Origin of the sequence: Pontibacter qinzhouensis, from assembly GCF_008017455.1 — a bacterium.
GTDB lineage: Bacteria > Bacteroidota > Bacteroidia > Cytophagales > Hymenobacteraceae > Pontibacter > Pontibacter qinzhouensis.
The window spans coordinates 1-25848 of record NZ_VRTY01000026.1 but is presented as its reverse complement, the minus strand read 5'-3'; the positions used below and the strand labels follow the sequence as shown (position 1 = coordinate 25848).

Here is a 25848-nt window from a genome sequence, read left to right as displayed (position 1 = left end):
GATCTTGTGTTTTGTAATAAATGGCAGTGCATTTCAGAACTTCGATAGATTAAGCTCCAGTTTCAACTGCTAAAAAGACTCTCCTATAAAAATGTAAAAGCCGGTACCTTCCTTGGTAAAAGCAACATCGAGCCTGGTAAATATATCTTTTTTGGGGAATAGCAGGTAGCGCAGACCACCGCCGCCGGCCAGTTTCAGGTGTTGTGCGTTGAGGTGGGCCAGGTCTGGGAAAACAGTGCCGGTACTGGCAAAAACGGCCGCACCAATTCTTTTCGAGAAGCTAAGCGGAAGAGGCAGGAACCTGTATTCGACCTGAGCAGCCAGTTGGTTTTTATCGCGGAAACGCCCTAAGTAATACCCGCGCATAATGCTCTCGCCACCCAATAACGCGAGCTGGTTAAACGGCACATTGCCAAAGTTGAATTGCCCGAGCAATTGCGCCGCAAGTACATTGTTTTTGCTGATCGATTTATAGATTCGGGTGTCGGAGTTGATGGCTGTAAAGGTATAGTCGCTGCTCCAGAGGCGGTTGTAGCGCAGAAAGGCCAGTTCCGAGAAAAGACCTTCACGCACGTTCAGGATGTTGTGGCGGTTATCATAGATTATACCTAATCCGAAACCTAGGTTGGAGGAGCCCTTGCTGCCTAAAGGTTCTGCCACAGGTTCATCGGAAGTAGAGTTAAACCTGACAGAACTGAGACGCTGAAAGTCTAGTTCAATGCCCATATAGAGGTTGGGTCTGGCCCGCCGCAACACCCGCTCTTTTACCTGCAGTTGGTTGGCATCTACGAGCGCCACATAATCTGCAGGCGTATCGGGGCCAATGCCGTGGTAATGCAACGGAAAGCTCTGAAACCGGATCCGGCCCAGCGAGAACCATTTGCTCTGGTCGGAGTAGAGGGCATGGTCGAACCAGATGCCGTATTGATTTTCGAGGGTAAAGAAGGTAAAGCCGTTTATTTCGCTGAGCCTGTTCGAGGTGTCGTTTTTGGCATAGTAAACATATAAACTGCTAAGGCCGATTTCCCAACTTGTTTCAGGGGAGTATGCCAGCGTTGGGTATACCAAGAACTGCGGCTGCGATACATCGCTGGTATCGTTCACGAGTTTGTCGAAATACCTGCTGACAATGTTCCTTTTTTGTGCCTCCGTATTTCCCAAAAGGCAAAAATTCAGCACCAGCAATAGCATGTAAAAAGGGGCTTTCATAGTGTTAGGTTTGCAAGTCAGATTGCGGCAGGGGCAACTTTTCGATTTCTAAAAGAAGCACCATTTTCTGGAACGGTATAAAAATTAATGTAACGCTACAACAGTAACAGCCACTTGCCACTGCCGCACCAACCTGGTATCTAAGGCAGCTCCAAAGGTACATAATTTTTGCTGCACTATTGCTACTTCAGAACTAAGAGAACTAAAAGTTAAAGAGCCATTTTGTAAAGCAGATCCCTTTCAGCGTAGCTCCAGAAAACCTGTTGCTACTGCTGAATTAGTAACAAACAGCAGCAGTAACAGGTTTTCTGGAGAAGTATAAAAATTTGCAGGTTTTGCACGAAATACCCTTGGCAGAATTCTAATGAAAAACCTTCTGAAGGCATTTTTCATTTAAATAATTGATGTTACGCAACTTCTAGTAGGTGGCACCTTTAAGTTGGTTCTAATACATTTGGTAACAGTTTCATCCGGTGTCCTCAATCTATTTTGTTCTATAGGAAAAGTCTTAGCGCTCAAGGCTGGGGAAGGGGCCCTATATTAGCGGGGCCTCGTTCTCGGGCATCACGCTGCTGCATCTTTCCTGCCCGCAAGCGGGCTGCCGCTCCCGCGGCACCGGAAACCTGCAAAGGCGCTCAACCCAAGAACTGGGATTTGCACCGAGAGCCTCAGCTATACCGCCAGCAAATTAATTTGTTGGGTTCGGATTATAAAGTTTAATTGAATATCCTTCGTGCGTAACATCAGTAAATAATTTGTGCGTATAACATATTACGGAGTTTGTATATAGGTTATCTATAATATGCTGTCATCAATGCCGTGAGCTTTCAGCTCTTGGTTTCTTATGATGGAAAGTTTTCAACTCGCATGGACAACTAGAATCGCTTTCAGATCTTTTTCAGCAAGCTGGAAGCTCACGGCTGAGGACTAGTCACCTTTTAGAAATGCCTGTATGCAGCCCTTCTTCAAATGTCATCCACTCAAAAGTTTAAAATATTGGAAGGGATAAGGTGTGAAAACTCCGGCAGTGTTTCAGAAACCACCTGCATCTAACTAATAGGGTGCTTACAAAATTTTTTCAGTTCTAAATATTTATTCTCTGCCGTTACGGTTGCTTGAGAGTAGGAGAGAAGTCAGCAGCGAATTTAGCTTTATAAGCTATCAGCTTACTTAATGAATATTTTTTTTGGTTAAGAGGCTGGCTCTTCCTTTGCTCAAATTGTTAAAATTTAAGATCATTTTAATATTCTTCTTCTTTGGGTGTGGCTGTGACGAACAAAGCAAAAGAACAGTATCCTCGACCTGATAAACAGAATTAATATCAATATTTAAATATAACTATTTTATCTAGGTTAATCTTGATTATAGGTAAATATCCAATTTGGCTAATTTATATCATATTAGAAATATTATATAAGCTGGATTTTGATTGCCTTCTGGATTGAGATTATGTTGAATGAAGACCTGAACTTACTTGTTGATGTGCCGTAATTAAAGTAGCTCTACAAAATGTTATATTTTTATAATAGTATATAATGTTTTAGGTATAAAATAAATCTATGAAAGCAAAATTACATGGTCATGAAAAATTGGATTAAATCAGGTTTTGTGGTAGCGGGAATGGCTGCCGTAATGGTAGGCTGCAGCAAAGATGATGACTTCTGGGACTGGATGATTCCCGAAACAGATGATAATCCGACTACTTCACAAGTTTCCGGGTTCGTATACAGGCCTGCCGTGGCACCAGCCACCGATGCTAATGTGCAGCAGTTACGCGTGCCGCAAGGGTTCAGGGTAAACAAATTTGCAGAGAACTTAGGTAAACCACGCATTATTACAGCCAGCCCCGAAGGTCATGTGTATGCCACCGATCGGGAAGCCGGACTTGTGATGCTCCTGCAAGACACCAACGGCGATGGCATGTCGGATCGCAGAGAGACGGTGGCCAACATCAGGCAGGCGCATGGTCTTACAATTCATGAAGGCAAACTGTATATAGTGTCGGTTAAAGAACTTTATTCGGCGGCCATTAGACCAGACGGAACCCTGGAGCAACCGCAAATGCTCATAGATGACCTGCCCGATGGTGGCCAGCACCCGAACAGAACCATTGGGTTTGGCCCCGATGGTAAGCTCTACATCAGCGTGGGCAGTACCTGTAACTCCTGCCCTGAGCCAAATCCGGAGCATGCTACCATGCTACAGGCTAACGCAGATGGCTCCGACCGGAAAATTTTTGCCAGAGGTTTGCGCAACACCATCGGGTTCGGCTGGCACCCACAAACCCGAGAGTTCTGGGGCATGGACCACGGCATGGACTGGTTAGGAGATAACGAGCAGAAGGAAGAACTTAACAAAATTGTAGAAGGCGCTACTTATGGCTGGCCGTACATTTACGATGATGGCAAGTACAACCCGGTAGATCGTCCGCAGGGAGACACTACCTACCAGCAGTACCGCGATTTAAGTACCATGCCAACGCTGCTCTACCAGGAAGCACACGCAGCACCAATGGCTATGACATTTTATAACGGCACAACTTTTCCGGGGCAATACCAGGAAAGCGCTTTTATAGCCATGAGAGGCTCCTGGAACAGAAGTTCACCGGTAGGCTACAAAGTAGTGCGCCTCATTTTTGAGAATGGCCAGCCGACCAGGTTCGAAGATTTCCTGACAGGTTTCCTCGTCGATAATAACCGTTCTCATTTTGCTCGTTTGGTCGGCGTAACAGTCAATAACGATGGCTCGCTACTTGTTTCAGACGATACGAACGGGGTAATTTACCGGGTAGCCTATCAACCTTAACTAAAATCGGAAATTAGAATTACAGAAATGCCTCTGCCTTTTTAGGTAGAGGCATTTTGCTTTTTAACAACGGTTTTCACCCATTTTACTCCCGTTTTCCAACTTCTTATTATAAGAACTTTACCATTCATGTAAAACAGAATCAGCTTATTCAAGAAGTGTCTTCACTGGTTTCTGCTGTTTTCAACTTGGTACTGAGGTTATAGGAGGAGGCGAGGTAGGTATGGCTTCTGCTTGCAGCTGTTAATTTTTTACTTATTTCCGGAGCTGGCTCTCGAAAAGGTCTTTAAACAACTTAAGCTGAAAGTCGGGTGTGAAGCCATGCTGCACACCTTCTTCTATATCCTGTTCCATTTGCTCGTAGGTCAGGCCGTACTGTTTCCCCATACTTTCCTTCAGTTCCTGAAAAGTATAGTCCGACATAAATGGCGTTTTTAGAACTTCAAATACACCATCAATCTGTTTTCTATATTTTAATCCGGGCATGCTAACAATGTGAAATTGATAGACTAAAATATTAATTGTTGCTGTATTTTCATAATAAAAGATTTTAAATTTTGTAATTTGTATTTAACTAATTGGTTCCTATAGCCTTTGTTATTGTTCTGTAAGTTTGTTCGTTCTACTGCCACTTGGGTAAACCAAAGAGTGTTAATGATAGTATCTAGGTGTTGAACAAATAAAAACATTGCTATGACGAAACAAATGAAGGCGGTAATTTATGAGACATTTGGCGGCCCTGAACAACTAAAGCTCAGTACGCTGGCGGTGCCGGAGATAAAAGAAGGCGAAGTGCTGGTACGCATAAAAGCAGCTGGTGTAAACCCTGTAGATTATGCTGTAAGAGAAGGTTATCTGAAAGATAAATTGCCGACTGTTTTCCCTGTTATACCTGGTTGGGATGTAGCGGGTGTTGTAGAAGAGAGAGGCTTCAGTGCCCGCCGGTTTGAGATAGGCGACGAAGTGTTTGCCTATGCCAGAAGACCGGCCGTACAGTATGGTACCTACGCAGAATATATAGTGCTCCCCGAAAGCTACCTGGCTAAAAAGCCCCGCGAAATTTCATGGGAAGCAGCAGCAGGCATTCCGTTGGTTGGTCTAACGGCGTGGCAGTCGCTGTTTGATGTAGGCAAGCTGCAAAAGGGGCAGGCAGTGCTGGTATTGGGAGGCTCTGGCGGCGTGGGTAGCATGGCGATACAACTAGCCAAAGCCAAAGGCGCCACGATTATGGCGGTGGCAAGTGAGGCAAACCATGCTTATATGCAGGAGCTCGGAGCAGATTTTACGGTAACTTATAAAAATACGCACGTAGGAGAGGCTGTGAAGGAAGTGATACCTGAAGGAGTAGACCTGATTTTTGATTGTGCGAGTGGCGATACACTGAAGCAGAGCCTGCAGGCGCTGAAGCCATCGGGAAAAGTGGTCTCGATATTGCACCAGGGCGAAGGACTTGGCGCTGATCTTGACTTTACTTATGTTTTCGTGGAACCCAACGCCAAGCAGCTAGATCAGCTATGCGAACTCGTAGAAACAGGTAAACTGCAGGTGCACGTAAGCAAAAAGTACAGCCTGGAGGATGCCGCTGAAGCACAAAAGCAAATCCAGACGCTGCATACAAAAGGTAAAATAGTTCTTGTGCCCTAATAAAACCACTGCCACTGCACATAAACTACTGCTTGTGCAGTGGCAGTGGTTTACAGGCGGCCTCTTGGCAGAAATGCAGGCACCTAGGTGGTATTGGGTGAGGTTCGTTTATATTTGTGAAAGCATAACGATTATGGAAACAACTCAAAACGGCTACACAACACATCAGAATCCACTGATCGAGGGAATAAAGTTTATCGGGATTGGGAAACACGGCAGCAAACCATTGCCGCAAGATCTGCTAGAAATTATTTTACAGTACTTGGAAACAGAGGCTCTGGTGCCAATACAACTAGGGGCCTTTTTTGGAGCCCTTATGGCTAAAGGACCGACAGAACCTGAAAAGCGGCTGCTACAGGCACTCGTTCCTTCTGCTGCAGGCACTCCTGATGTTGGTGATTTGTATCAGCACCTTTGCCCTGATGCACCTGCCAACATGCAAGAAATCGGCATAAAGCTACTTCGCAAAGAATTTCTGACGTTAGAAGAAGCCCGTGAACTGGGTACATTTTTATACGCCGACTCTCCAGGTGAGAGCCTGAGAGGCATGGCAGCCAGCATGCTCCGAATTCGGTACGAGACAATGGAGGAGTACCAGGGGCTGATAGAAGCGGCAACTCCAACGTTTACTCCTGGTTTTAAAGAGCCGGCTCCGCAACGCCAGAAAGTGCTGGTGCAACTGGCCGAACCTTTCGATGGTGTGGAGCACTCTTATATGGTTACGCCGCTGCTGGCTCAAGCCTTTCAAAACGATGGCTTGCTGGTCATCAGTACCGTAGGCAGGTCGTCTGGTCCTAAACTAGAGGTAAATGCGCACGATTTGTTCAAGCATTTACCCGGAAGCTTTATAACAGAAAACAAGGAACTGCTGCAGGCGCCGCCCACCTTTGGCTGGGCCCTCGACCAGAAAACCTTATCGCCTGCCCTCGACAAATGGGTAGACCGACGAAGGTTAATTCTGAAGCGGCCTTTCCTGGCTACCTCCGAAAAAGTACTTAATCCTGCCCACGCCGACATTCTGATAACATCCGTGTTTCATATTACTTACATGGAAAAAATGATAAATCTGGCTGCTATGGCTGGTTTTAAAGGTGTCATTATTTTAAAACGTGGCCTGGAAGGCACCTTGGCTCCCTCCTTGTGTAAAGCGAGTGGTATTTTGTGTGCCGCTCTGCAGGCCGACGGGTCATTTAAAACTCAAACGTTTGACGCTGACACGGCAGCTTTAGCCGCCTATCGCACCGATGCCGATGCGGTGGTAGAACCCTTAGTGCTAGAGGATAACCTGCAACATATAAATGAATTTGCAACGGCTGGCGCTACCGGTAACCAGGATTTTGATAAACGTGTTCGGCTTGCCCTGGCGCTTTACCGTACCGGCCTGGCATGGGTGCAACAGCACTGGCAAGTGTAGCATTTGCGGAGGATGAACCCGAATTATTCAAATGAATTTGGCCTTCCAAAGGATTTTTTACTCCAACATTGTCAAGGGTTGAGTCAGCTACAAATACGCTAAAAGTGTAACAAAACCATTGCTTTAGGACTATACCCTTATCAACGAAGGTAAGAAATAATTACAATGGAAGAATTAGCTACAATAGGAGTTATCGGGTTAGGCAGAATGGGTGGAAACCTGGCGCTGCAAGCTCTTGAGAAAGGATACAATGTGTATGGCTACGACAGGGCAGGTGCTACGAACGACCTGCTGGCAGCCGGACTGAAGAACTGCCTTACTTTTCAGGAACTGAAGGACAGCCTGCCTCACCCGCGCATCATATTTATTTATGTTATTGCCGGACCTATTGTAGAAGCTATCATTCAGGAAGCCGCAGAAGTGTTCGACCCAGGCGATATTGTGTTAGATGGCGGTAATTCGTACTGGGGCGATTCGTTGCGCCGCTACCGCATGCTAAAAGAAAAAGGCATTAACTTTATTGATTGTGGTACAAGCGGTGGAGTAGAAGGTGCCCGCAATGGAGCCTGTTTTATGGTAGGCGGTGAGCCTGAAGCAGTGCAGCGGGTAGAGCCAATTCTAAAAAGCTTGTCGGTACCCGGAGGTTATGTGCATGCCGGTCCGCCTGCTGCAGGTCATTTCACAAAGCTGGTGCATAACGGCATTGAGTTCGGTATGCTGCAGGCTATTGGCGAAGGCGTTGATCTTTTAGAGAATTACAGAGACCAACTCGATATTTCCGGTATCCTGAAAAACTGGAACCACGGCTCTGTTATCAGGTCGTGGCTGGTGGAGCTAATGGCAAGAGCCTATGACGACCGTGGCGGTTTTGCCGAAGTGCCCAGCCATGTGGAAGATACCGGCGAAGTGAACTGGCTCGTAAATGATGCCATGAACATGGAAGTCCCGATTCCTATTATCGCACAGTCTGTTATGCAACTTATCGCCTCCCGCGATAAAGATAAAACCTGGGCCAAAGCAGTCGCCATGATGCGCAACGGCTTCGGAAACCACCCTTACGGCCCTAACGAGTTTATAGCCTCTTACCGCGCCTACAGCCGCATCGGCGACTTTCCACGCGATCTGTAAAAGAACACACCATCTCCTGAAAATAAAAAGAATTCAGGAGATGGTGTGTTGTTATGTGCTCCTCCAGCTAAAGAATCCTCTTGGAAATTTGTTACATCGAACAGATTGAAGTCTCAAATTTCAATTCTAATTGATTGAATTACCCTTGGCGATTTGCTGATGAAAAGCCTTCCGGAGGCCATTTTTATTTGAATAATTCGAGTGTCAGTATTTTTGTTCGTATCCAACATGCAGAACTCCATATTTGCTGCCGCGAGCTTTCAGCTCGTGGTTTCTATTTTTGGCGAGTTTTCAACTTGCGGAAGGCTTTTTTGTTTTGATAAAACTTTACAGAACCAGCTTCATCTGTAGGCACTCACAATATTAAGCTCATCGGGATGTAAAACACCTATTAATCAAAATAAACAACCTTGCACACAGTTAATTCTTCTTCTTTCGCTTCTCCTGCCGTTCGCGTTTCTTTTCTTCGCGGCGGGTTTTGCGTTGGTTTTTCCAGTCGTCGTAGGTTTGGTTTACCCTATCGGTAATAGAGTCGAAAACACGTTCAATAAAATTCTGCTCAGGTGGCGTTTCCCTGAAAGATTCGCAGGCCAGCCGCGCCTGCAGTGCAGCAGGTAATGGCTGAAAACGGCTGTTGTAGTACCCCACATAAGCCGGATCCTGGGCAACACGTTTGGTGAATTCACCCCAAATAGGCAAGGCCGTTCTGGAGCCCTGGCCCAGTTCTAACGTACGGAAACGCACTTTAGGACTTTCTGCACCCACCCATACACCTGTTACCAGGTTAGGGGTTATGCCGATAAACCAACCATCGGCCTGCTCCTGAGTAGTTCCTGTTTTGCCCGCAATATCCATTTTAAGTCCGAACTCCGTACGTAGCCGAACAGCGCTACCTTCTTCTACAACACCTTGCATAAGCTGCAGCATAATGGCGGCATTGGTGCGGGAGAGAGCCCTGGTGGAGCCGGGTTGCTTGTGCTGCCGAATAACCTTGCCCGACCGGTCGGTAATTTGTTCGATGTAAACCGGAGTAACCTGGTAGCCATCACTGGCGAAGGAGGCATAGGCGCTTACCATCTCGAGCAGCGATAAGTTAGCGGTGCCCAGTGCAAGTGAGGGGACTGCCGGCAGGTCGTTCCGGATGCCCATGCGGCGTGCAAGACCAATGGTTTGATCTACCCCAGTCTGCATGATGAGCTGAGCCGAAACCGTGTTTACCGAGTTGGCAAGTGCACCCCGCATAGAATATTCGCCTCCATAAACTTCGTTGGCATTTCTAGGGGACCAGTCTTCGTGCTCCGGATACGTTTGCCGCTCGTTCGGGAAAAATTTGCAGGGCGCAATTCCTTGTTCAAGCGCAGCTGCATACACAATAGGTTTAAAGGTGGAGCCTACCTGCCGGCGAGAGCGAACGTGGTCGTACTTAAAAATATGATGATCGATGCCTCCTACCCAGGCCCGGATGTAGCCGGTGTGCGGCTCCATAGCCAGCAACCCGGTATTCAGGAATTTCTGGTGGTGCCGAATAGAGTCTAGCGGGCTCATGGTCTTTTTCGTGATGCCGTTCCAGCTGAAAACGTTTAAAGGAACCGGCTCCCGGAACACATCCCTGATTTCTTCTTCAGACTTACCGGCTGCCTTCATTTTTTTATACCGGTCGGAGCGGTGCAAGGCAGTGGTGAGTACCGAGGCATCGTTGCCCCAGGGTAAGCGGCCTTGCCAGTGGGCATCAAACTGTTTCTGTAGTTGCGCCATGCGCTGCCGCACCGAGCGCTCGGCGTGTTTCTGCATACCGGCATCTAGGGTGGTGTAAATTTTGAGGCCATCGGTATAGAGGTTATACGGGTCTCCGTTGGGCTTCTTTTGCGAAGCACACCACTGCACGAGCTCCTGGCGCAGCAACTCTCTGAAATAAGGAGCCATGCCATCGTTGTGGGTTTCGTAGCGGTAATTTAGCTTGAGCGGGAGCTGTTTGAGCGAATCGGCCTGGTGCTGGGGCAGAAACTGATATTTTGCCATTTGGTTCAGCACCACATTGCGTCGTTTTCGGGAGCGCTCCAGGTCGAGGCGCGGGTTGTAGGAGGTGGTGGCTTTGAGCATGCCGATGAGCACAGCTGCCTCTTCTGTCTTAAGCGAGTCGGCGGAGGTATTGAAGAAGCGACGGGAGGCACGCTCGATGCCGTACAAATTGCCGCCCATGGGCACCGTGTTTAGGTATAGCTCCAGCAGTTCCTGCTTCGAGTACACACTCTCGAGCTTCCGGGCAATAATCATTTCCCTGATTTTGTTAACAGCCATATCCCAGACCAGGTAGTTTTTACGCGGGTATAGGTTTTTGGCTAATTGCTGGCTCAGCGTACTGCCACCTCCGGAGCTTTCGTGCTGCATCAGGAGGGTTTTAACCAATACGCGGCCCAGGCTACGGGTGTCTATGCCGCTGTGCTCGTAAAAGCGGGCATCTTCGGTGGCCACCAGGGCATCTATGGCGGCAGGTGCTATATTGTCGTAGCGTACGTTGGTTCTGTCTTGCAGGTAGTAGCGCCCAAGCAGTACCTTGTCGGCTGAGTAAATTTCGGAGGCGGTGCTGTTTTGAATTGCCTTGAGCTGTTTGCGGGAAGGTATATGCCCCAGGGCACCCATGTAAACAGCCATGTAAAAGACAAAAGCAAACAACAGCACCACCAGCCCCAGCTTATAGGCCCATCGGAAAAGAAAAAGAAAGCTGGAGGGTTTGGCACTGCGCCAGTTAAAGTTCCGGACACTGGTCCATTTTTGCTTCCAGTAGCCGGCCGTTACCTTTGGTTTCTGACTTTTATAAAAAGCCGAGAATTCATTTTTGAAGAAACGAAGCACCGGCAGCAACAGCCCCAGCAGTATAAAATTCAGTATTTTTCGAAGCACTCGTTTGGGTAGCTAATAATTTGTTTTTGAAGCTGAACAAAAATGTTGCCAGCTGGTTAAGCGCTTACTACAGCATTTTGCCTGACATAGTTACACGCCTGCCGCGTAGGTAGTTCCTTGGTGCTTAGCAATTAAAGAAACAATTCTTTTAAGGAATAGATTATTCTAATGAAAACCACCTTCAGAAGCTTTTTTGCCAGTTTTGAGTCAAGGGTCAGGGTTTCTGTTTAAACTTAACAGGAGAGGCCATGGTGGCTTTGCGAATGGTCTGCAGGGTTTTAGGGTTCAGCATCTCGATCAGACCCTGGTCGCGAAGCAGTTCAAAAGCTTGCCGGTAATTATCTTTTATGTAATGTGTGCCGGGGTGGTGGTCTTCGGCTATTTTCTCTATTGATTTATAATTATACTGGCTGGCTTTACCTACAAGATCTTCGGCTAGTTTTTGTACAGAATACCGTAACTGCTCCGGAAACAAAGCCAGTTGCTGCAACTGCTTCAGGTTAGCTCCAAACACAGGTACCCTATCGGCCTGAATTTCGCTATACGGCAACAGTTTCTCTTTAAAGGCTCTGTAAACTGGTAAACTGGCCGTGGCAAAAAGCAAATAGCAGGTCGTTTGATCTTTAGCAGGAGCATCAGCTCTGAAATGTAAGGTCTGAAAACCTTTTGTCTGCAACATTTTTTCCAGCCCAGCCACTATAAATGCCTCCTGGTTCTGCGCGTTTCGTTCACGCTTGCAGAAGCTTCGGATGCTATTCAAGGATTCTCCGAAAAGCTGCTCTGTAGCCTCTGTTGTTTTTTTGCCTGATACTGTGGCTCGGAGCTTTTTGGGGTCTAGCAACAAGAGTAAATCCGGGTGCTGCAGCTGGGTGCATTGCAGCAGCAACTCCTGCCCGAACGGTGTCGCAAACGGGTCGGCTACAACCAGGGCCTGGCGCAGCTGCGCCAGCTGCTCGGTGAGTAGCAGTTGGTTTTCAGGTTGCTGCAAAAGCAGCGGAGCTTGTGTAATGGGTACTTCGGCTGCCTGGCTTTCCTGTTGTTGCTTTGCCTTACGGTCTGGTTTTGCAGGAGCGCCACAAAATACAAGCAGCGGCTTTTGAGGGTCTTTTAGCAGCGCCTGTGGCAGGTAGCTAAGTTCATGCTGAAGCAAAGTTTCTTCTTCGGCACCTGCCTGACCTGCGAGTAAATCGGCATACAGCAGCGCACCCGGCTGCGTTTGCAAGCGGTACCAGACCTGAAAAAACTGGCTGAGCATTTCAGTCTTGATTTCTGAAATGCTGCGTTGTACCCTGAAAAATTCCTGAGGGGCAGGAGCAGCCATCTTCACCGTGTCTTTATTCGTAAGGAGCTCTATCAGCCTGGAAATTATTTTGAAAGGAAATGCTTTTCGATGGCAACTGCTACACCGTCTTCTTTGTTGGGCAGGGTAATTTCGTTTGCTACGGCCTTTACTTCGTTGCGGGCGTTACCGACAGCTATGCCCAGCCCAACCGCTTGCAGCATTTCTATGTCGTTGTAGTTGTCGCCAAAAGCCACCACGTCTTTCATGGGTATGTCGAACTTGTCTTTCAGAATCATTTCGAGGGCCGATGCTTTTGATATGGCGCGCGGCGCAATTTCGAGGTAGGTGTCTTTGGAACGATAAATGTGCAATTGCTCGCCATAGGTTTTTTCAAGGGCCTCCTGCATGGCGCTTATTTCATTTTCGGGCCCCATGCACATTACTTTATGCGCACCTGTGTTGGCTTCCTGCCAGCCGCTTAAAAGAGACTCCAGCTCAGCTATAGTAGGCGATACTTTGGTTATGCGTTCTTCGCGCTCGGTCCATTGGTCCATTTGCGGAGCATACCAAAGGTCTTCCACATAAAGGCTTACATGTATGTCCGTCTGGCGGGAACGCAGTAAAATGTCGGCGCAGATGGCAACTGGTATCTCTACTGTATCTACCACGATCGGAGCCAAGTTGTTGCCTTCATAAATCAACACATAGCCACCGTTAAAGCAAATCATGGGGTGGTCTAAAATGCCGAGTTCGCGCTGTAGATGGCGTAGTGCACTAGGCATGCGCGAAGAGGCCAGAATAACCGGAATGCTTTTATCAAGCTTTTTAAAGGCAGCAATGGTTCTGGGCGATAGTTCTCTTCGGCTGTCGAGCAGAGTGCCGTCGATGTCGGTACAAATGGCGCGGTACGTCATAGGGTGGTAACGGTTTGGTTAGCCAGGGCAGCTTTAATTTTGCAGCATGTCTGGACCGTAAAGTTACGAACGATTTTTTTAGGAGGCTCTTTTTTTCTGATGCTAGGAGACCAAGGTTTAGTCCGGAGTGCCTGCACCTGCTTGTGTTACCCTTGAGGTGAAATAGTTATTTTAGCCTTTGGAAGGCCTGTTTCATTTGAATAATTTAAAATCAGAGCAGCAGGCAAGTGACCCGATCAGTACGTGTTATTCGAGCATAATCTTTTCAGAGGCTATTTGTTCTCCGTTTCCATCGCTGATTCTGACCAGGTAAATTCCTCGTTGTAACTCACCTAGGTTTACCTGCTTTCCCCACGTCGATACCCTTTTCTTTCCGGAAAGATCAAACACCTCCGTGAGCACCTGCTTTGGATGCCCGATGTGCAGCCACTCCCTGGCAGGATTGGGGAAAATGATAGTTGGGCTTATTAGAGTTTCAGGACTGGAGCCGGTGGTTACCTCGAATGTGAGGTGGTAAAGCGTTGGCGCATGCACCAGGTTGCCTTCCGAAGAAACATAATACCCATTATCGTTGCTGGGGCAGATGGCTTCTCCCTGTGTGCTCAGCGGCAAATTTAATTCAACCCGCTGGGTGGTTCCTTGCGTGATATTGGAACCACTGAAACCGTTTATCCGGAAGGCAAATGCCTGGATCGGCGTATACCCAATGAGCATAATCTCAGCTTTCGCGGAATTGTAGGTGCCACCGGTTATGAGGCCTTCAGTAGGAAAGTCGCCATGTCTTTTGGCCTTATACGTACCCGGTACTTTTGGCAAAGCGTATAGGGTCGATTGCCTGTTGCCCCAGTTCTTCGTAAAAATATAGAGGCTGTCGTGGAGCGCGATTATTGCTTCTGCATCAAAATTTGAGGTGTTAATTGGTGTAAAATCATCCTGGTCTGGGTAGCTAAAGTTTATAATATTAGCGGTAACAGTATTACGGCTATGCCTGTAGTCACTTTTCCGGATGCGGTAAATGCGCAGGTCGGTTCTGCTGCCTGTGTTGTTGCCGATGTCGCCAATGTAGAGGTACTCCTGATCCTGGGCTATATCTTCCCAATCAATATTTTCGGCATTCGATACCACCACGGTGCGGGTTATGGCTCCTGTTTCGGTGTTTATTTCATAAAGGCTGGCTTCGCCTTCGGAGTCGTTGTGGGTAATTAGGGTGCCATTCAGGTTCAGGAGGCCGGAGTTTTCTTTCAGTTCCTCGTTCAGCACCGTTACAGTTTCGATTATCGGGTTCTGTGCCTGCGCAACCGCAATGCAGAGTAGAAAGGTAAGCAGGAGGGAAGCAGCTTTCATAGTTAATCTGTTTTCAGAAAGAGGTTGATGCGTGTCGTGCAATGGCATTGTTGCTTCATCTACGGTTCATGTTGGCTTCAAGATGTAGTTAGGTTGGGCCTGCTGGCTGCTATGCTTCTGAAGACTGTATTTATAAGTGGCTATAACACTGGCTGGCGCTGCTTACGCTGGCTTCTGAGGAACAATAATTTTAAGTAAAATTTGTTTAAGGTAGCAGCCATCGAACCGATTGGCATCGGGCAATGTTCACCAGAAGGAGGATGAGTACCTGCCTCTTTTTCAAAACAGGGCGTTCTGCCAAAACGAAGTAATAGCATGCAGTTTTATATGAAATCTACCGGCACCAGGCTCAGCAAAAAGTTATTGGAGCTGCGCCATCTGCCATACCTGTGGAGCGCAGGAATTGTGGTGTTAACCTTTATCCTGATGAGTGCGGGAAGTCAGACAAGTGCCGTAACGGTGGAGCCGCTGGTGCTGCGGCCGGAGCGCCTTCCGTTTACGCCAGAAGAATTTTACATTGCAGATATTGTGGATGAGCGGAAAGACCGCAAAGCGGTGGCTTATTTGTTTCCGGCCTCGCCGGTGCTGCAGGTGGGCGCAACCGTTCAGCCGGTTAACCTGCAGGGCGGTGAGCTGCCTGCCTTAAAAGAATTTGTGAAGCAAAGTCTGCCCCGCAACCCTAAGTTGCGCCCTGTGGTCATCAGGCTGCAGGAGTGTATGGTGCGGGAGACAACAGGTGAAAAAGGAAGTATAAACGGAAGAGTAGTCGTACGCCTTGCCTTCGACCTGCAGCGCGAAAGCGGAAATGTGCGGCTGGTGGAGTATACCGGCGGTGCTAAGTATGTGAGATCGGCAAGCCAGCGGGGTATGGTGGAGCCAACACTGCGGCAGTCGCTGGCGGGAGGCCTGCAATACCTCAACACCTGGATGAACAACGAAGCTGGTCGCCACGAAAAGCTAGCCAAAGGGATCAAAATCAACTTTATAGAGCAGGGCAATAAAAGAGTGGACGATACGGTACATTACCACCCCAGCCGCCCCCTTACCTGGAACGACTTTACTGGCCAGCCCAAAAAAACGAGCCATTACGGTGCATCGGTATTTCCTGGCTTCAGCTACCATGGCGACTCCGAGGTTAAAAACGGTATTATTCACCTGCATGTAACACTGAATGTATTTATGGTGCAGAGTTCCTCGTGGGTAAAGCCGGTGGCCCGCGATAATTACGCCCTGAACCACGAGCAACGCCACTTCGACATTGCCAAATTGGTAGCCGAAAAGTTTAAAAAACGCATAGACCCGGATAACCTGACTATAGAAGATTACAACAGCCAGATACAGTACCAGTACCTGGAGGCCTACCGCGAAATGAACCGCATGCAGGAGCTTTACGACAGCGAAACCCGCCATAGCCTCGACTCAGTGGCACAGGAACGCTGGAACAAGAAAATAGATGCTGACCTGCAGGCACTCGGGGTAAAAAAATAGCTACCTGTTACGCCTCGTGTAGGCCAAACAGGTAGCTATTTTAGTTACTTAAAGCTAGTGTAGGGGAGGCCGTTATTTTTGGGCACCGAATACTTTTTGCAGCAATTCGGTGCTTCTGGCTCCGGGGTTCTGGCGAATGTTCTTCTCCTCCTGGGCTACCATCACAAATAAACCATCTATGGCTTTACCGGTGGCGTACTCGTCGAGGTTCGGGTTTACCTTCTGCACCATGGGCAGTTTGTTGTAAGCGGTAATCAGGTTGGTATAATACTGGGTGGCATTAACCTTGCTAAGCGAATTTTTAATGATCGGCATAAACTTCTCATTCAGTTGCGGCGAGGTGGTGCGGTTCAGGTAAAGGGTTGCGGCGTCGTCCTGCCCTTTCAGAATAGACCATGCATCCTGAATGGTCATCTGTTTTATAGCCGACACAAAAATAGGTTTGGCTTCCTGCGCTGCGTCTTCGGCTGCACGGTTCAGGGCAACTACAAATTTATCTACTTCGCTGCCCATGCCTATCTGGCGCAAACGGTCTTCCACTCTTTTTATTTCTGGCGGAAACGGAATCATAATGGCCGGGTTTTTCAGGTACCCATCTACCTGCGATACCACATCAGTTCCTTTGGTGGCTCCGGTAGTAAGGGCCTGTTTTAAGCCTTCTGCCACTTCTTCAGTAGAGAGCTGGCCTGTAGCGCCTGCACCAATGGCTTGTTTCACTTTGTTCAGGTTAATCTGGGCCATTGTGGCACTTCCGGCCAAAACAAAAATGGCTAACATCAGAATTTTCTTCATTTGTAAAGTTGGTTATGGTTGGGTTTATCTTTGGTTCGAAAATTGGCTTTTCTTCCGATGAAACTATCAAGAATAAGGCCAGCCTGTTAAAAGGTAAATGAACTGTTGAACTTACCAATGCGCTAGATCGGAGCTTTAACACTACGAGCAGGTAATTACCTGTTTAGAAGGAGGTAAAGCCTTTTAAGCCTAAAATAAAGTGAATTTTTCAAAATAAATTTTTCCTGGTTGTATTTACTTTTCTGCCGAACCGAATATACTTTTATCTTTGGATGCAAAAGTGAGCCTTAAAAAGTAAGTCACCGTTTTCTGACTATCATTTGTTTGTACGGGCTTCAGGAGCAATTTCTAAATTATTTAAATGAAAATGCCCTTCCAACAGAATTTTGCTTTTATTTTGCCAAGGGTTCGGTTACCGCATGTTAGTTTTACCTCCTGCAGTTTTATTCTTCCTGATTAAAATTATCTTTACTTTAACCTTCGTATATATTTAACTCACTTATGAAAAAAATATTTGCTGCTTCCCTGGTGTTTTTCAGTTTGTTTCTGATGGCGTTTTTGCCACAAGAGAAACGGCCAATAACCGTTTATTTAATTGGAGATTCGACCATATCTATTAAAGATACAAATAAGTACCCTGAAACTGGCTGGGGTATGCCCTTTGTCTATTTTTTTGATGAAACCGTAAAAGTTGACAACCGCGCCAAGAACGGTCGTAGCACCCGCACCTTTCTGGAAGAGAAACTCTGGCAGCCCGTGTCAGAAAACCTGAAGACAGGCGATTATGTGTTCATTCAGTTTGGCCACAACGATGAGGTGCCGACCAAGAAAAGCTACACCACCGAAGAGGCGTACCAGGCAAACCTGAAAAAATATATTTCTGAAACCAGGCGCAAAAAAGCCAATCCCATACTGATTACGCCTGCCGCACGTCGTAAATTCGATGCGAACGGAAAAATAGAAGGAACCCACGACACCTATTCTGAGCTGGTGCGCAAGGTGGCGAAAGAAACGAAGACACCTTTGATAGACCTCGACCGGAAGAGCCAGGAGCTGCTGCAGCAGTTTGGCGAAGATAAAAGTAAACTGCTGTTCCTGCAGCTGGAGGCGGGTGAGCACCCCAACTACCCCAAAGGCTCCAACGATAACACCCACTTCAGCGAACTCGGGGCCCGTAAAATAGCGCAACTTGTGTTAGCTGAAATCAAAAACCTGAATCTGGAACTCGCTACCAGAATTGTGAACCAAGAGGCAAAAGCAAATTAGTAACATCAACTATGATAGCATTTGGCGCCAAAGTGGCGTGTCTTAGCTATTAGAAATGTTTTACAATAACTCAGTATGGATCCTTAAATAACCCTTGGAGGATTTTTTATGAAATTGCTTTGGAAGGCAGGTTTGATTCGAATAATTGGAGCTTTAGAATTTGATAAGGCTTTCAGCTTGCGCCAGCGTTTCTTAAAATAGTACGCACCATAAACTTTCAGCAATGGTTCTCAAAGGTATTGCTCCCGTAGCAGCTTCGCCACCTTAACCATGCCCGTGCTGGCTTTTTCTTCGAACAGGTGCAGGTTAGGGCGTTTCCGAACGTTTGGCAGCTTTGGATCGATGACATAAACAGGAACTTCTTCGCTTACCAGGTCTACTAGTCCTGCCGCCGGGTACACCAGAAGCGAGGTGCCAACCACCAAGAAAATATCTGCCTTAAAAGTCTCTTCCATGGCTCTGTCCATCATAGGAACGGCCTCTCCGAACCATACAATGTTTGGGCGCAGCTGAGACCCGCGTTCGCATTTGTCGCCCAGGTTTAGTTGCCAGCCTTCCATTTGGTACACCAGGTTTTCATCTAAGGTACTGCGGCTTTCAAATAGCTTCCCATGCAGGTGTACCACTTGCGTAGAGCCCGCCCGTTCGTGCAGGTCATCCACGTTCTGTGTAATAATGCACACATCAAAATCGCGCTCCAGCTCTGCCAGCGCCAGGTGGCCAGCATTAGGCTTAACCGCATGCGCATTTTTGCGGCGCTCATTGTAAAAGTTCAGCACCAGCTCCGGGTTTCTACGCCAGCCCTGCGGTGAGGCCACATCCATTACATCGTGCCCTTCCCAGAGACCATCGGCATCGCGAAAGGTGGCGATACCACTCTCTGCACTTATGCCTGCACCAGTTAATACGACAAGTCTTTTCTTCATTTCCTGGATCAGAGGTATGCTAGTACCATACGATAACTAACCCATTTTTGCTTCTTCTGATTTAGAGTTTTGTGCAGAAATCCTTTATTACAAAGTTGCCCTAACCAAATTATTTACATGAAAATGCCCTTCAGAAGGATTTCTTTCTATTTTTATCCAAGGGTCAAAAGGCTGTTAAAAAAACATACCAAACAGAAAAGCCACCCATACCGGTGGCTTTTCTGTTTGGTAGCGCTTGGAGCTTATTTCTTTTTGGCAGCAGCTTTAGTGGTTTTAGCCGGAGCTTTTTTGGCTGCCGGTTTTTTAGCGACAGGTGCTTTTTTCTCAGCTGTTTTCTTTTCTGCGGCCGGAGCTGCTTTCTTAGCAAAACGCCCTTTTTTTTCTGGTGTTGCTTCTGCCAAGTCCAGGCACTCCTGCAGCGTTAACTCCGACGGCTCTTTACCCTTCGGGATCTTCACATTCTTTTTGCCCGCCACAATATATGGCCCGTAGCGCCCGTTCAGCACCTGCACTTCCGGGTTCTCCGGAAACTCTTTTATCAGTTTTTCAGCATCGGCTTTTCGCTTGGCTTCTATCAGCGCAACAGCTTCATCGGCTGTAACCGTAAGCGGATCTATGGTTTTGGGCAACGAATAGAACTTACTGTTGTGCCTGATGTATGGTCCGAAACGGCCAATGGCAGCAGTCATGTCCTTTTCTTCGTAGGTGCCGACAATGCGCGGCAGCTTAAACAGTTCCAGGGCATCTTCCAGGGCAAGACTCTCAATAAATTGTCCTTTTCGAAGGCTGGCGTATATCGGTTTGGTTCCTGCTTCGGTATCCTCCTCGCCCAGCTGCACATAAGGGCCGAACCTGCCTAGCTTCGCCAGCACGGTTTTACCGGTGGCAGGGTCGGTGCCAAGTTCACGTGCCCCTGATACGTCGGCTCTCGAAATATTCTCACTTGACTCAATCCGCTTATGGAATTTCTGGTAGAAGTTATCGAGCATGCTTTCCCACTCCTTTGTTCCATGGGCAATCTCGTCAAACTCAGCTTCTACATTGGCTGTAAACGAATAATCAATTACAGTCGGGAAGTGCTCTATCAGGAAATCGTTTACGACCATGGCCGTATCGGTAGGGAAGAGCTTGTTCTTTTCGGCTCCAGTTATTTCTGTTTTAGTTTGAGTACTGATGGAGTCGTTTTGCAGCGTCAGCACTCTGAACTTGCGCTCTTTGCCATCGCGGCTATCCTTCTCCACATAACCTCGTTTTTGAACAGTAGATATAGTAGGCGCGTAAGTAGACGGCCTTCCGATACCCATTTCCTCCAGCTTTTTTACAAGGCTGGCTTCTGTGTAACGCGGAGCCGGGCGGGAATAGCGCTCCAGGGCCTGCATCTGGCGCAGCTGCAACTGCTGCCCAATGCTGAGTGGTGGCAACATGCCTTTCACATCCTCATCGGTTGCTTCCCCATCTTCATCGTCTTTCGATTCGATGTATACTTTTAGGAAACCTTCAAATTTGATCACCTCGCCTGTAGCAACCAAGCGGTTATTATCGCCGGGACCCTGCTGAAAGCCAATGGCAATAGAGGCAGTGGTTTTCTCGATTTCGGCATCGGCCATTTGCGAGGCAATGGCGCGTTTCCAGATCAGTTCGTACAGGCGTTGCTCGTTACGATCGGTGCTGCCTGTCAGGGCCGAAAAATCGGTGGGGCGTATGGCCTCGTGCGCCTCCTGTGCCCCCTGCGATTTGGTTTTGAACTTCCGGGTTTTTACAAAACGCTCTCCAAACGAAGTCTTAATAGCATTGGCTGCACCTTGTATGGCTTCGTCCGACAGGTTAAGTGAGTCGGTACGCATATACGATATTTTACCGGCTTCATAGAGGCGCTGGGCCACCGTCATGGTTTGCGCTACCGAAAAGTAGAGTTTGCGGCTGGCTTCCTGCTGTAGGGTAGAGGTTGTAAACGGCGGGGCCGGACTGCGTTTCAGCGGCTTGGTCTCCAGGTTCTCTATAGTATAACTGGCACCGAGGCAGCGTTGCAAAAATGCCTGTGCTTCCTCTTCGGTTTTAAATTTAGCCGGAAGTTCAGCCTCCAGCGTCTTGCCCTGCACATCGAACTTAGCTGTAACCCTGAAAGCGGCTTCCGCTTTAAAACGTTCTATCTCCCGCTCACGCTCCACTACCAGGCGCACGGCCACCGACTGCACCCTGCCGGCCGATAAACCGGTTTTAATCTTTTTCCAGAGAACAGGGGAGAGCTCAAAGCCTACCAGTCTGTCGAGTATACGGCGGGCCTGCTGCGCGTTCACCAGGTCCATGTCGATACCACGCGGTGAACTGATGGCGTTCAGAATGGCATTTTTAGTGATTTCGCGGAAAACGATGCGGCGGGTTTTCTGGTCGTTCAGGTCGAGCGCTTCGGTCAGGTGCCACGAAATGGCTTCTCCCTCACGGTCGTCGTCCGATGCCAGCCAGACCATTTCCGCCTCTTTTGCCAGCTTCTTCAGCTGGGCAATAACTTCTTTTTTATCGCTTGAAACGACATAAGTGGGCTTAAAACCGTTCTGGATATCAATGGCGTTGTTTCCTTTGGGCAAGTCACGCACATGACCAAAACTCGACTTCACTACAAAATCTTTTCCAAGATACCCTTCAATCGTTTTAGCCTTTGCAGGCGACTCTACTATAACTAAGTTTTTTATCATCCTTTATTTTACTGGCGGCTTCAGCCAGAATTTGCCTAAAGTTCAAATATTTTTTCCAACAAAAACAAATGCGCACGTATATCATTAGCCAACATGGCGTAAAAAGGCGCATATTTGTTATACATCATCCACACGAGCCCTAATATTAGTAACAATACCGACTATATGCAAAGACAAGTACTCATCTGCCGGCATGCGGAGGCAATAGATCATTTCTCGTTACAACCGGATTTTGGGAGAGAGCTCACCAAAGCAGGCATGCTGCAAGCACACCAGACTGGCCAATGGATAAGAGATAACTTTAGCAAGGTGGATGTTATCGTAACCAGCCCGGCAAACCGTGCCAGCGCCACTGCCCGTATACTAGCCAGTAAACTCTACTACGACGATCAACACATCTTGTACGTGCCGGAGCTGTATAATGCCGGTGAACCCAAGTTACTGCAGGCCATCAGCACCCTGCCCGACAAAGATAAAACACTTCTGCTCGTAGGGCACAACCCGGGCATAACCCAGCTCGCCCGCCACCTGCTCGATAAACATATTACCTACCTCGAACCAGCCAATGTGCTGGCCATCAGCTTAGAGCTGGAGAAGTGGGAAGATATTTATGCAAGCCATGGATTACTTCTATCTCATAACATGCAGCACATATATTAGGCCAGACTTAGTTCCCGTGCCACTAAAAGCCAAGAATAAAACTTTCGGCTTCAGCATAAATTTAATAGATTTAGCTTCTGAACAGGTATTTTCGCCTGCAGGCATCTACACCATATCGTATGAAGACAACGGTTGTGGCCGTCATAAACCAGAAGGGCGGCACTGGAAAAACTACTACCACCATAAATCTGGGGAGCGCCCTGAGTAAACTCGGCAAAAAAGTGTTGCTGATAGACCTGGACCCGCAAAGCAACCTTTCTTACTCGCTGGCCGTGGCTAACCCCGATGGCACCCTGGCCGATGTACTGCTTGGAACAGCAGCCATTAAAGATATTCTGGTAGAAACAGGCGGTATGTGGGTAGCACCGGGCTCTAACGACCTGGTAGATGTTGAAATATCGTTGGTGACACAGCCTGAACGCGAAAAGTTTCTGAAACAAATTCTGGCCGAAGTAAAAGGCTTCGATTATGTGCTCATAGATTGCCCTCCTTCTCTTTCGGTACTAACGCTAAATGCCCTTACGGCCGCACACGAGGTGCTTATACCTTTACAGATGGAAGTACTGACGTTGCAGGGGCTCGATCAGATCATGAACACAATCTCGAAAGTAAAAAAAGCATTTAACCCGAAACTTAAAATAAAAGGTATCGTAGTGGTGATGTTTGATAGCAGGCGCAAACTTAGTCAGGAAGTGCTGGAATACCTTCAGGAAAACGTGAAAGAAAAGATTTTCAAGAGCCATATACGGCTAAATGTGAAGCTGGCAGAGGCGCCATCGTTCGGGAAAAGTGTGCTGGACTATGACGCTTCGTCTAACGGAGCCAAAGATTATAAGGCTCTCGCAGAAGAAATAGCAGGGGCCTGATATCAGGATTTATCGCTGTTTCCGCTTAAAATTAAATTACTTAAATTGCATTGGTTTTGATTTAGCTGAGGTAGGTGCACTGGGCAGACTGTTGCCAGGTTCCTTTTCTTCCAATCAAATAGAATTTTTCCAAATCACACGTAATATGGCCCTAGGTAAAAATTTGAAGTTGAGCAAGGACAAGCTCATTAGTGAAGTAGAAGCCAAAGAAGAGAAAAAGCCGGCACCCAACGCAAAGGCTGAGACAAAGCCCGTAGCTACTACACTTGAAAATACGACTTCGCCCAAAGCAGGCGCTCCTGCTCCGGCTGCAGAGGCTACCTCAGCTCCGGCCCCAGGTAAAACCTTAGCGCAGGCAGCTCCGGCTAATGTTGCCACATCAGCTCCAAAAGCGGCAAGCCCAGTCGCCAAAACAACTGATAAACCAGAAATACCAGCTGGCAAAAACGGGCAGCACGAAGAAAAGAAAAGTGGCCTGAAGCAGCAGGATAGTGCTTACATAAACGAGCAGCTTTATAAAGTGCTTTATGCACTAGATGCCTTTAAGAAAGGCGATATATCAGTTCGCCTGACAAAGCAGGATAATGATATTTTTGCTGAGATAGCCGAAGCCTACAACTCCATGGTGGAAATGATTGGTGGTGTAGGTGGCGAAGTATCCAGAATCTCGAAAGTGGCCGGAGTAGAAGGTAACCTGAAAGCCAGGGCCTCTGCCGAAAGTGCTTCCGGCTTCTGGAAAGACATGATCAACAACATCAACGGACTTGTTGATTCAATTGCAGTACCGGTACTGGAAGTTGGTAAAGTACTGAAGAACATTTCGCGTGGTAACCTCGATGAAACCTTCCAGATTCCTGTTTCCGGCGACTTTAAAGTGATGGCCGAAACCATAAACCGCACCATCGACAACCTGAACCTGTTTGCCGGTGAGGTTACGCGTGTGGCTTTGGAAGTGGGTACTGAAGGAAAACTCGGTGGACAGGCTTCTGTGCCAAACGTAGCCGGTATCTGGAAAGACCTGACGGATAATGTAAACATCATGGCCAGCAACCTGACAGCGCAGGTACGGGATATTGCCAATGTGGCGATCGGGGTGGCCAAAGGAAATCTGACGCAGAAGGTGTCGGTGGATGTGCGTGGAGAGTTTGCCCAACTGAAGGACAACGTGAACCAGATGGTGGACTCGCTCAACATTTTTGCTGACGAGGTAACCCGTGTGGCGCGTGAGGTAGGTACAGAAGGAAGATTGGGCGGGCAGGCCAAAGTGCCGAACGTGGCCGGTGTGTGGAAAGACCTCACCGACAATGTGAACACCATGGCCAGCAACCTGACCTCGCAGATGCGAGACATCGCCAATGTAGCAACTGCCGTTGCCAAAGGTGACCTGACCCAAAAGATTACGGTGAACGTGAAAGGGGAGATTGCCGAGTTGAAGGACATCCTGAATGCGATGGTAGACTCGCTTAATATATTTGCCGGGGAGGTAACCCGGGTAGCGCGTGAAGTAGGAACAGAAGGTAAACTCGGCGGCCAGGCCAATGTGCCGAAAGTAGAAGGTACCTGGAAAGAGCTGACCGACAACGTGAACCTGATGGCTGGTAACCTGACCTCGCAGGTACGCGACATTGCCAACGTGGCAACCGCTGTGGCAAAAGGCGATCTGACCCAGAAGGTATCGGTAGATGTAAAAGGTGAACTCGGTGACCTGAAGGACATCCTGAACGAGATGGTGGACAGGCTGAATGTGTTTGGCGCGGAAGTAACCCGTGTGGCACGTGAGGTAGGCACCGAAGGAATTCTGGGCGGACAGGCCAATGTGCCCAACGTTGCCGGTATCTGGAAAGACCTCACCGACAATGTAAACTACATGGCCTCCAACCTGACGGCACAGATGCGGGACATCGCTAATGTGGCGACAGCTGTTGCAAAAGGCGACTTAAGTCAGAAAATTACAGTTAATGTAAAAGGCGAGCTGGCCGACCTGAAGGTGAACGTAAACCAGATGGTGGACTCGCTTAACATATTTGCCGACGAAGTAACCCGAGTAGCACGCGAAGTGGGTACAGAAGGTAAACTGGGCGGCCAGGCCACTGTGCCGAACGTAGGCGGTGTTTGGAAAGACCTCACCGACAACGTAAACTACATGGCCAGCAACCTGACCTCGCAGGTGCGCGACATTGCCAAAGTAGCCACCGCTATTGCCAAAGGCGACCTGACGCAGAAAGTGTCGGTGGATGTGAAAGGTGAATTAGGTGAACTGAAAGAATATATAAACCAATTAGTTGAGTATCTGAATGTATTTGCCGGTGAAGTAACCCGTGTGGCGCTGGAGGTAGGTACAGACGGAAAATTAGGCGGCCAGGCCATTGTGCCAAATGTGGCCGGTGTGTGGAAGGACCTGACGGAGAATGTTAACACCATGGCTTCTAACCTGACAACGCAGGTTCGAGGAATTGCCAAGGTGGCGATAGGCGTAGCCAAAGGCGACCTGACCCAGAAGATTACCGTGGAGGCCC

The 25848-nt window shown here is 48.0% G+C and carries 18 protein-coding genes; 9 read left to right on the top strand and 9 right to left on the bottom strand.

Going from position 1 to position 25848, the window contains the following annotated elements; genetic code table 11:
* Positions 1-69 precede the first annotated feature (69 nt).
* Positions 70-1209, bottom strand: coding sequence for a BamA/TamA family outer membrane protein (locus FVR03_RS08685; RefSeq protein ID WP_147921356.1), 1140 nt, complete (start codon positions 1207-1209; stop codon positions 70-72).
* Positions 1210-2790: 1581 nt separating this feature from the next.
* Between FVR03_RS08685 and FVR03_RS08680 the strand changes: the two genes are divergently transcribed.
* Positions 2791-4014: a PQQ-dependent sugar dehydrogenase gene (locus tag FVR03_RS08680; RefSeq protein ID WP_147921355.1), complete on the top strand. Its 1224-nt coding sequence runs from the start codon at positions 2791-2793 to the stop codon at positions 4012-4014.
* A 255-nt stretch (positions 4015-4269) separates the two neighbouring features.
* On the opposite strand, the gene FVR03_RS08675 is transcribed toward FVR03_RS08680, so the two are convergent.
* On the bottom strand, positions 4270-4500 hold the full coding sequence (locus tag FVR03_RS08675; protein ID WP_147921354.1) for a hypothetical protein: 231 nt from the start codon (positions 4498-4500) through the stop codon (positions 4270-4272).
* A gap of 207 nt (positions 4501-4707) precedes the next feature.
* Here FVR03_RS08675 and FVR03_RS08670 point away from each other — a divergent pair, with 207 nt between their 5' ends.
* The 3 genes from FVR03_RS08670 (at position 4708) to gnd (ending at position 8200) form a co-directional block, all read left to right on the top strand.
* Complete coding sequence (locus FVR03_RS08670) at positions 4708-5658, top strand: NADP-dependent oxidoreductase (protein WP_147921353.1); 951 nt, start codon at positions 4708-4710, stop codon at positions 5656-5658.
* A gap of 133 nt (positions 5659-5791) precedes the next feature.
* A complete protein-coding gene (locus tag FVR03_RS08665; RefSeq protein WP_147921352.1) occupies positions 5792-7072 on the top strand; it encodes an anthranilate phosphoribosyltransferase in 1281 nt (426 codons plus the stop codon).
* Positions 7073-7237: 165 nt separating this feature from the next.
* Positions 7238-8200 carry a phosphogluconate dehydrogenase (NAD(+)-dependent, decarboxylating) gene (gene gnd / locus FVR03_RS08660; protein WP_147921351.1) on the top strand — a complete coding sequence of 321 codons (963 nt, stop codon included), beginning with the start codon at positions 7238-7240 and terminating at the stop codon, positions 8198-8200.
* A 420-nt stretch (positions 8201-8620) separates the two neighbouring features.
* On the opposite strand, the gene FVR03_RS08655 is transcribed toward gnd, so the two are convergent.
* The 4 genes from FVR03_RS08655 to FVR03_RS08640 form a co-directional block, all read right to left on the bottom strand.
* On the bottom strand, positions 8621-11101 hold the full coding sequence (locus FVR03_RS08655) for a penicillin-binding protein 1A (RefSeq protein WP_147921350.1): 2481 nt from the start codon (positions 11099-11101) through the stop codon (positions 8621-8623).
* A 214-nt stretch (positions 11102-11315) separates the two neighbouring features.
* Positions 11316-12422, bottom strand: a complete 1107-nt coding sequence (locus tag FVR03_RS08650; RefSeq protein WP_147921349.1) for a hypothetical protein — start codon at positions 12420-12422, stop codon at positions 11316-11318.
* Positions 12423-12466: 44 nt separating this feature from the next.
* Positions 12467-13297: a Cof-type HAD-IIB family hydrolase gene (locus FVR03_RS08645; RefSeq protein ID WP_147921348.1), complete on the bottom strand. Its 831-nt coding sequence runs from the start codon at positions 13295-13297 to the stop codon at positions 12467-12469.
* Positions 13298-13543: 246 nt separating this feature from the next.
* A complete protein-coding gene (locus FVR03_RS08640; protein WP_187270099.1) occupies positions 13544-14641 on the bottom strand; it encodes a T9SS type A sorting domain-containing protein in 1098 nt (365 codons plus the stop codon).
* A 315-nt stretch (positions 14642-14956) separates the two neighbouring features.
* On the opposite strand from FVR03_RS08640, the gene FVR03_RS08635 reads away from it, so the two are divergent.
* A complete protein-coding gene (locus tag FVR03_RS08635; RefSeq protein ID WP_255474133.1) occupies positions 14957-16129 on the top strand; it encodes a hypothetical protein in 1173 nt (390 codons plus the stop codon).
* Between the two features lie 72 nt (positions 16130-16201).
* Here FVR03_RS08635 and FVR03_RS08630 read toward each other — a convergent pair whose 3' ends face one another.
* Positions 16202-16921, bottom strand: coding sequence for a DUF4197 domain-containing protein (locus FVR03_RS08630; RefSeq protein ID WP_147921346.1), 720 nt, complete (start codon positions 16919-16921; stop codon positions 16202-16204).
* Positions 16922-17422: 501 nt separating this feature from the next.
* On the opposite strand from FVR03_RS08630, the gene FVR03_RS08625 reads away from it, so the two are divergent.
* The gene (locus FVR03_RS08625; protein ID WP_147921345.1) at positions 17423-18187 is read left to right on the top strand and encodes a rhamnogalacturonan acetylesterase; all 765 of its coding nucleotides are present in this window, start codon (positions 17423-17425) and stop codon (positions 18185-18187) included.
* Positions 18188-18417: 230 nt separating this feature from the next.
* Here the strand turns inward: FVR03_RS08625 and FVR03_RS08620 are convergent, their stop codons facing one another.
* Both FVR03_RS08620 and topA read right to left on the bottom strand, forming a co-directional pair.
* Positions 18418-19113: an SIR2 family NAD-dependent protein deacylase gene (locus tag FVR03_RS08620; protein ID WP_147921344.1), complete on the bottom strand. Its 696-nt coding sequence runs from the start codon at positions 19111-19113 to the stop codon at positions 18418-18420.
* A 242-nt stretch (positions 19114-19355) separates the two neighbouring features.
* Positions 19356-21806, bottom strand: coding sequence for a type I DNA topoisomerase (gene topA, locus FVR03_RS08615; RefSeq protein ID WP_147921343.1), 2451 nt, complete (start codon positions 21804-21806; stop codon positions 19356-19358).
* A 165-nt stretch (positions 21807-21971) separates the two neighbouring features.
* Between topA and FVR03_RS08610 the strand changes: the two genes are divergently transcribed.
* The 3 genes from FVR03_RS08610 to FVR03_RS08600 all read left to right on the top strand — a co-directional run.
* Positions 21972-22466 carry a SixA phosphatase family protein gene (locus FVR03_RS08610; protein ID WP_147921342.1) on the top strand — a complete coding sequence of 165 codons (495 nt, stop codon included), beginning with the start codon at positions 21972-21974 and terminating at the stop codon, positions 22464-22466.
* Positions 22467-22585: 119 nt separating this feature from the next.
* On the top strand, positions 22586-23332 hold the full coding sequence (locus FVR03_RS08605) for a ParA family protein (RefSeq protein WP_147921341.1): 747 nt from the start codon (positions 22586-22588) through the stop codon (positions 23330-23332).
* A 145-nt stretch (positions 23333-23477) separates the two neighbouring features.
* On the top strand, positions 23478-25848 hold a 2371-nt coding region (locus FVR03_RS08600; RefSeq protein WP_147921340.1), incomplete at its 3' end, for a HAMP domain-containing protein.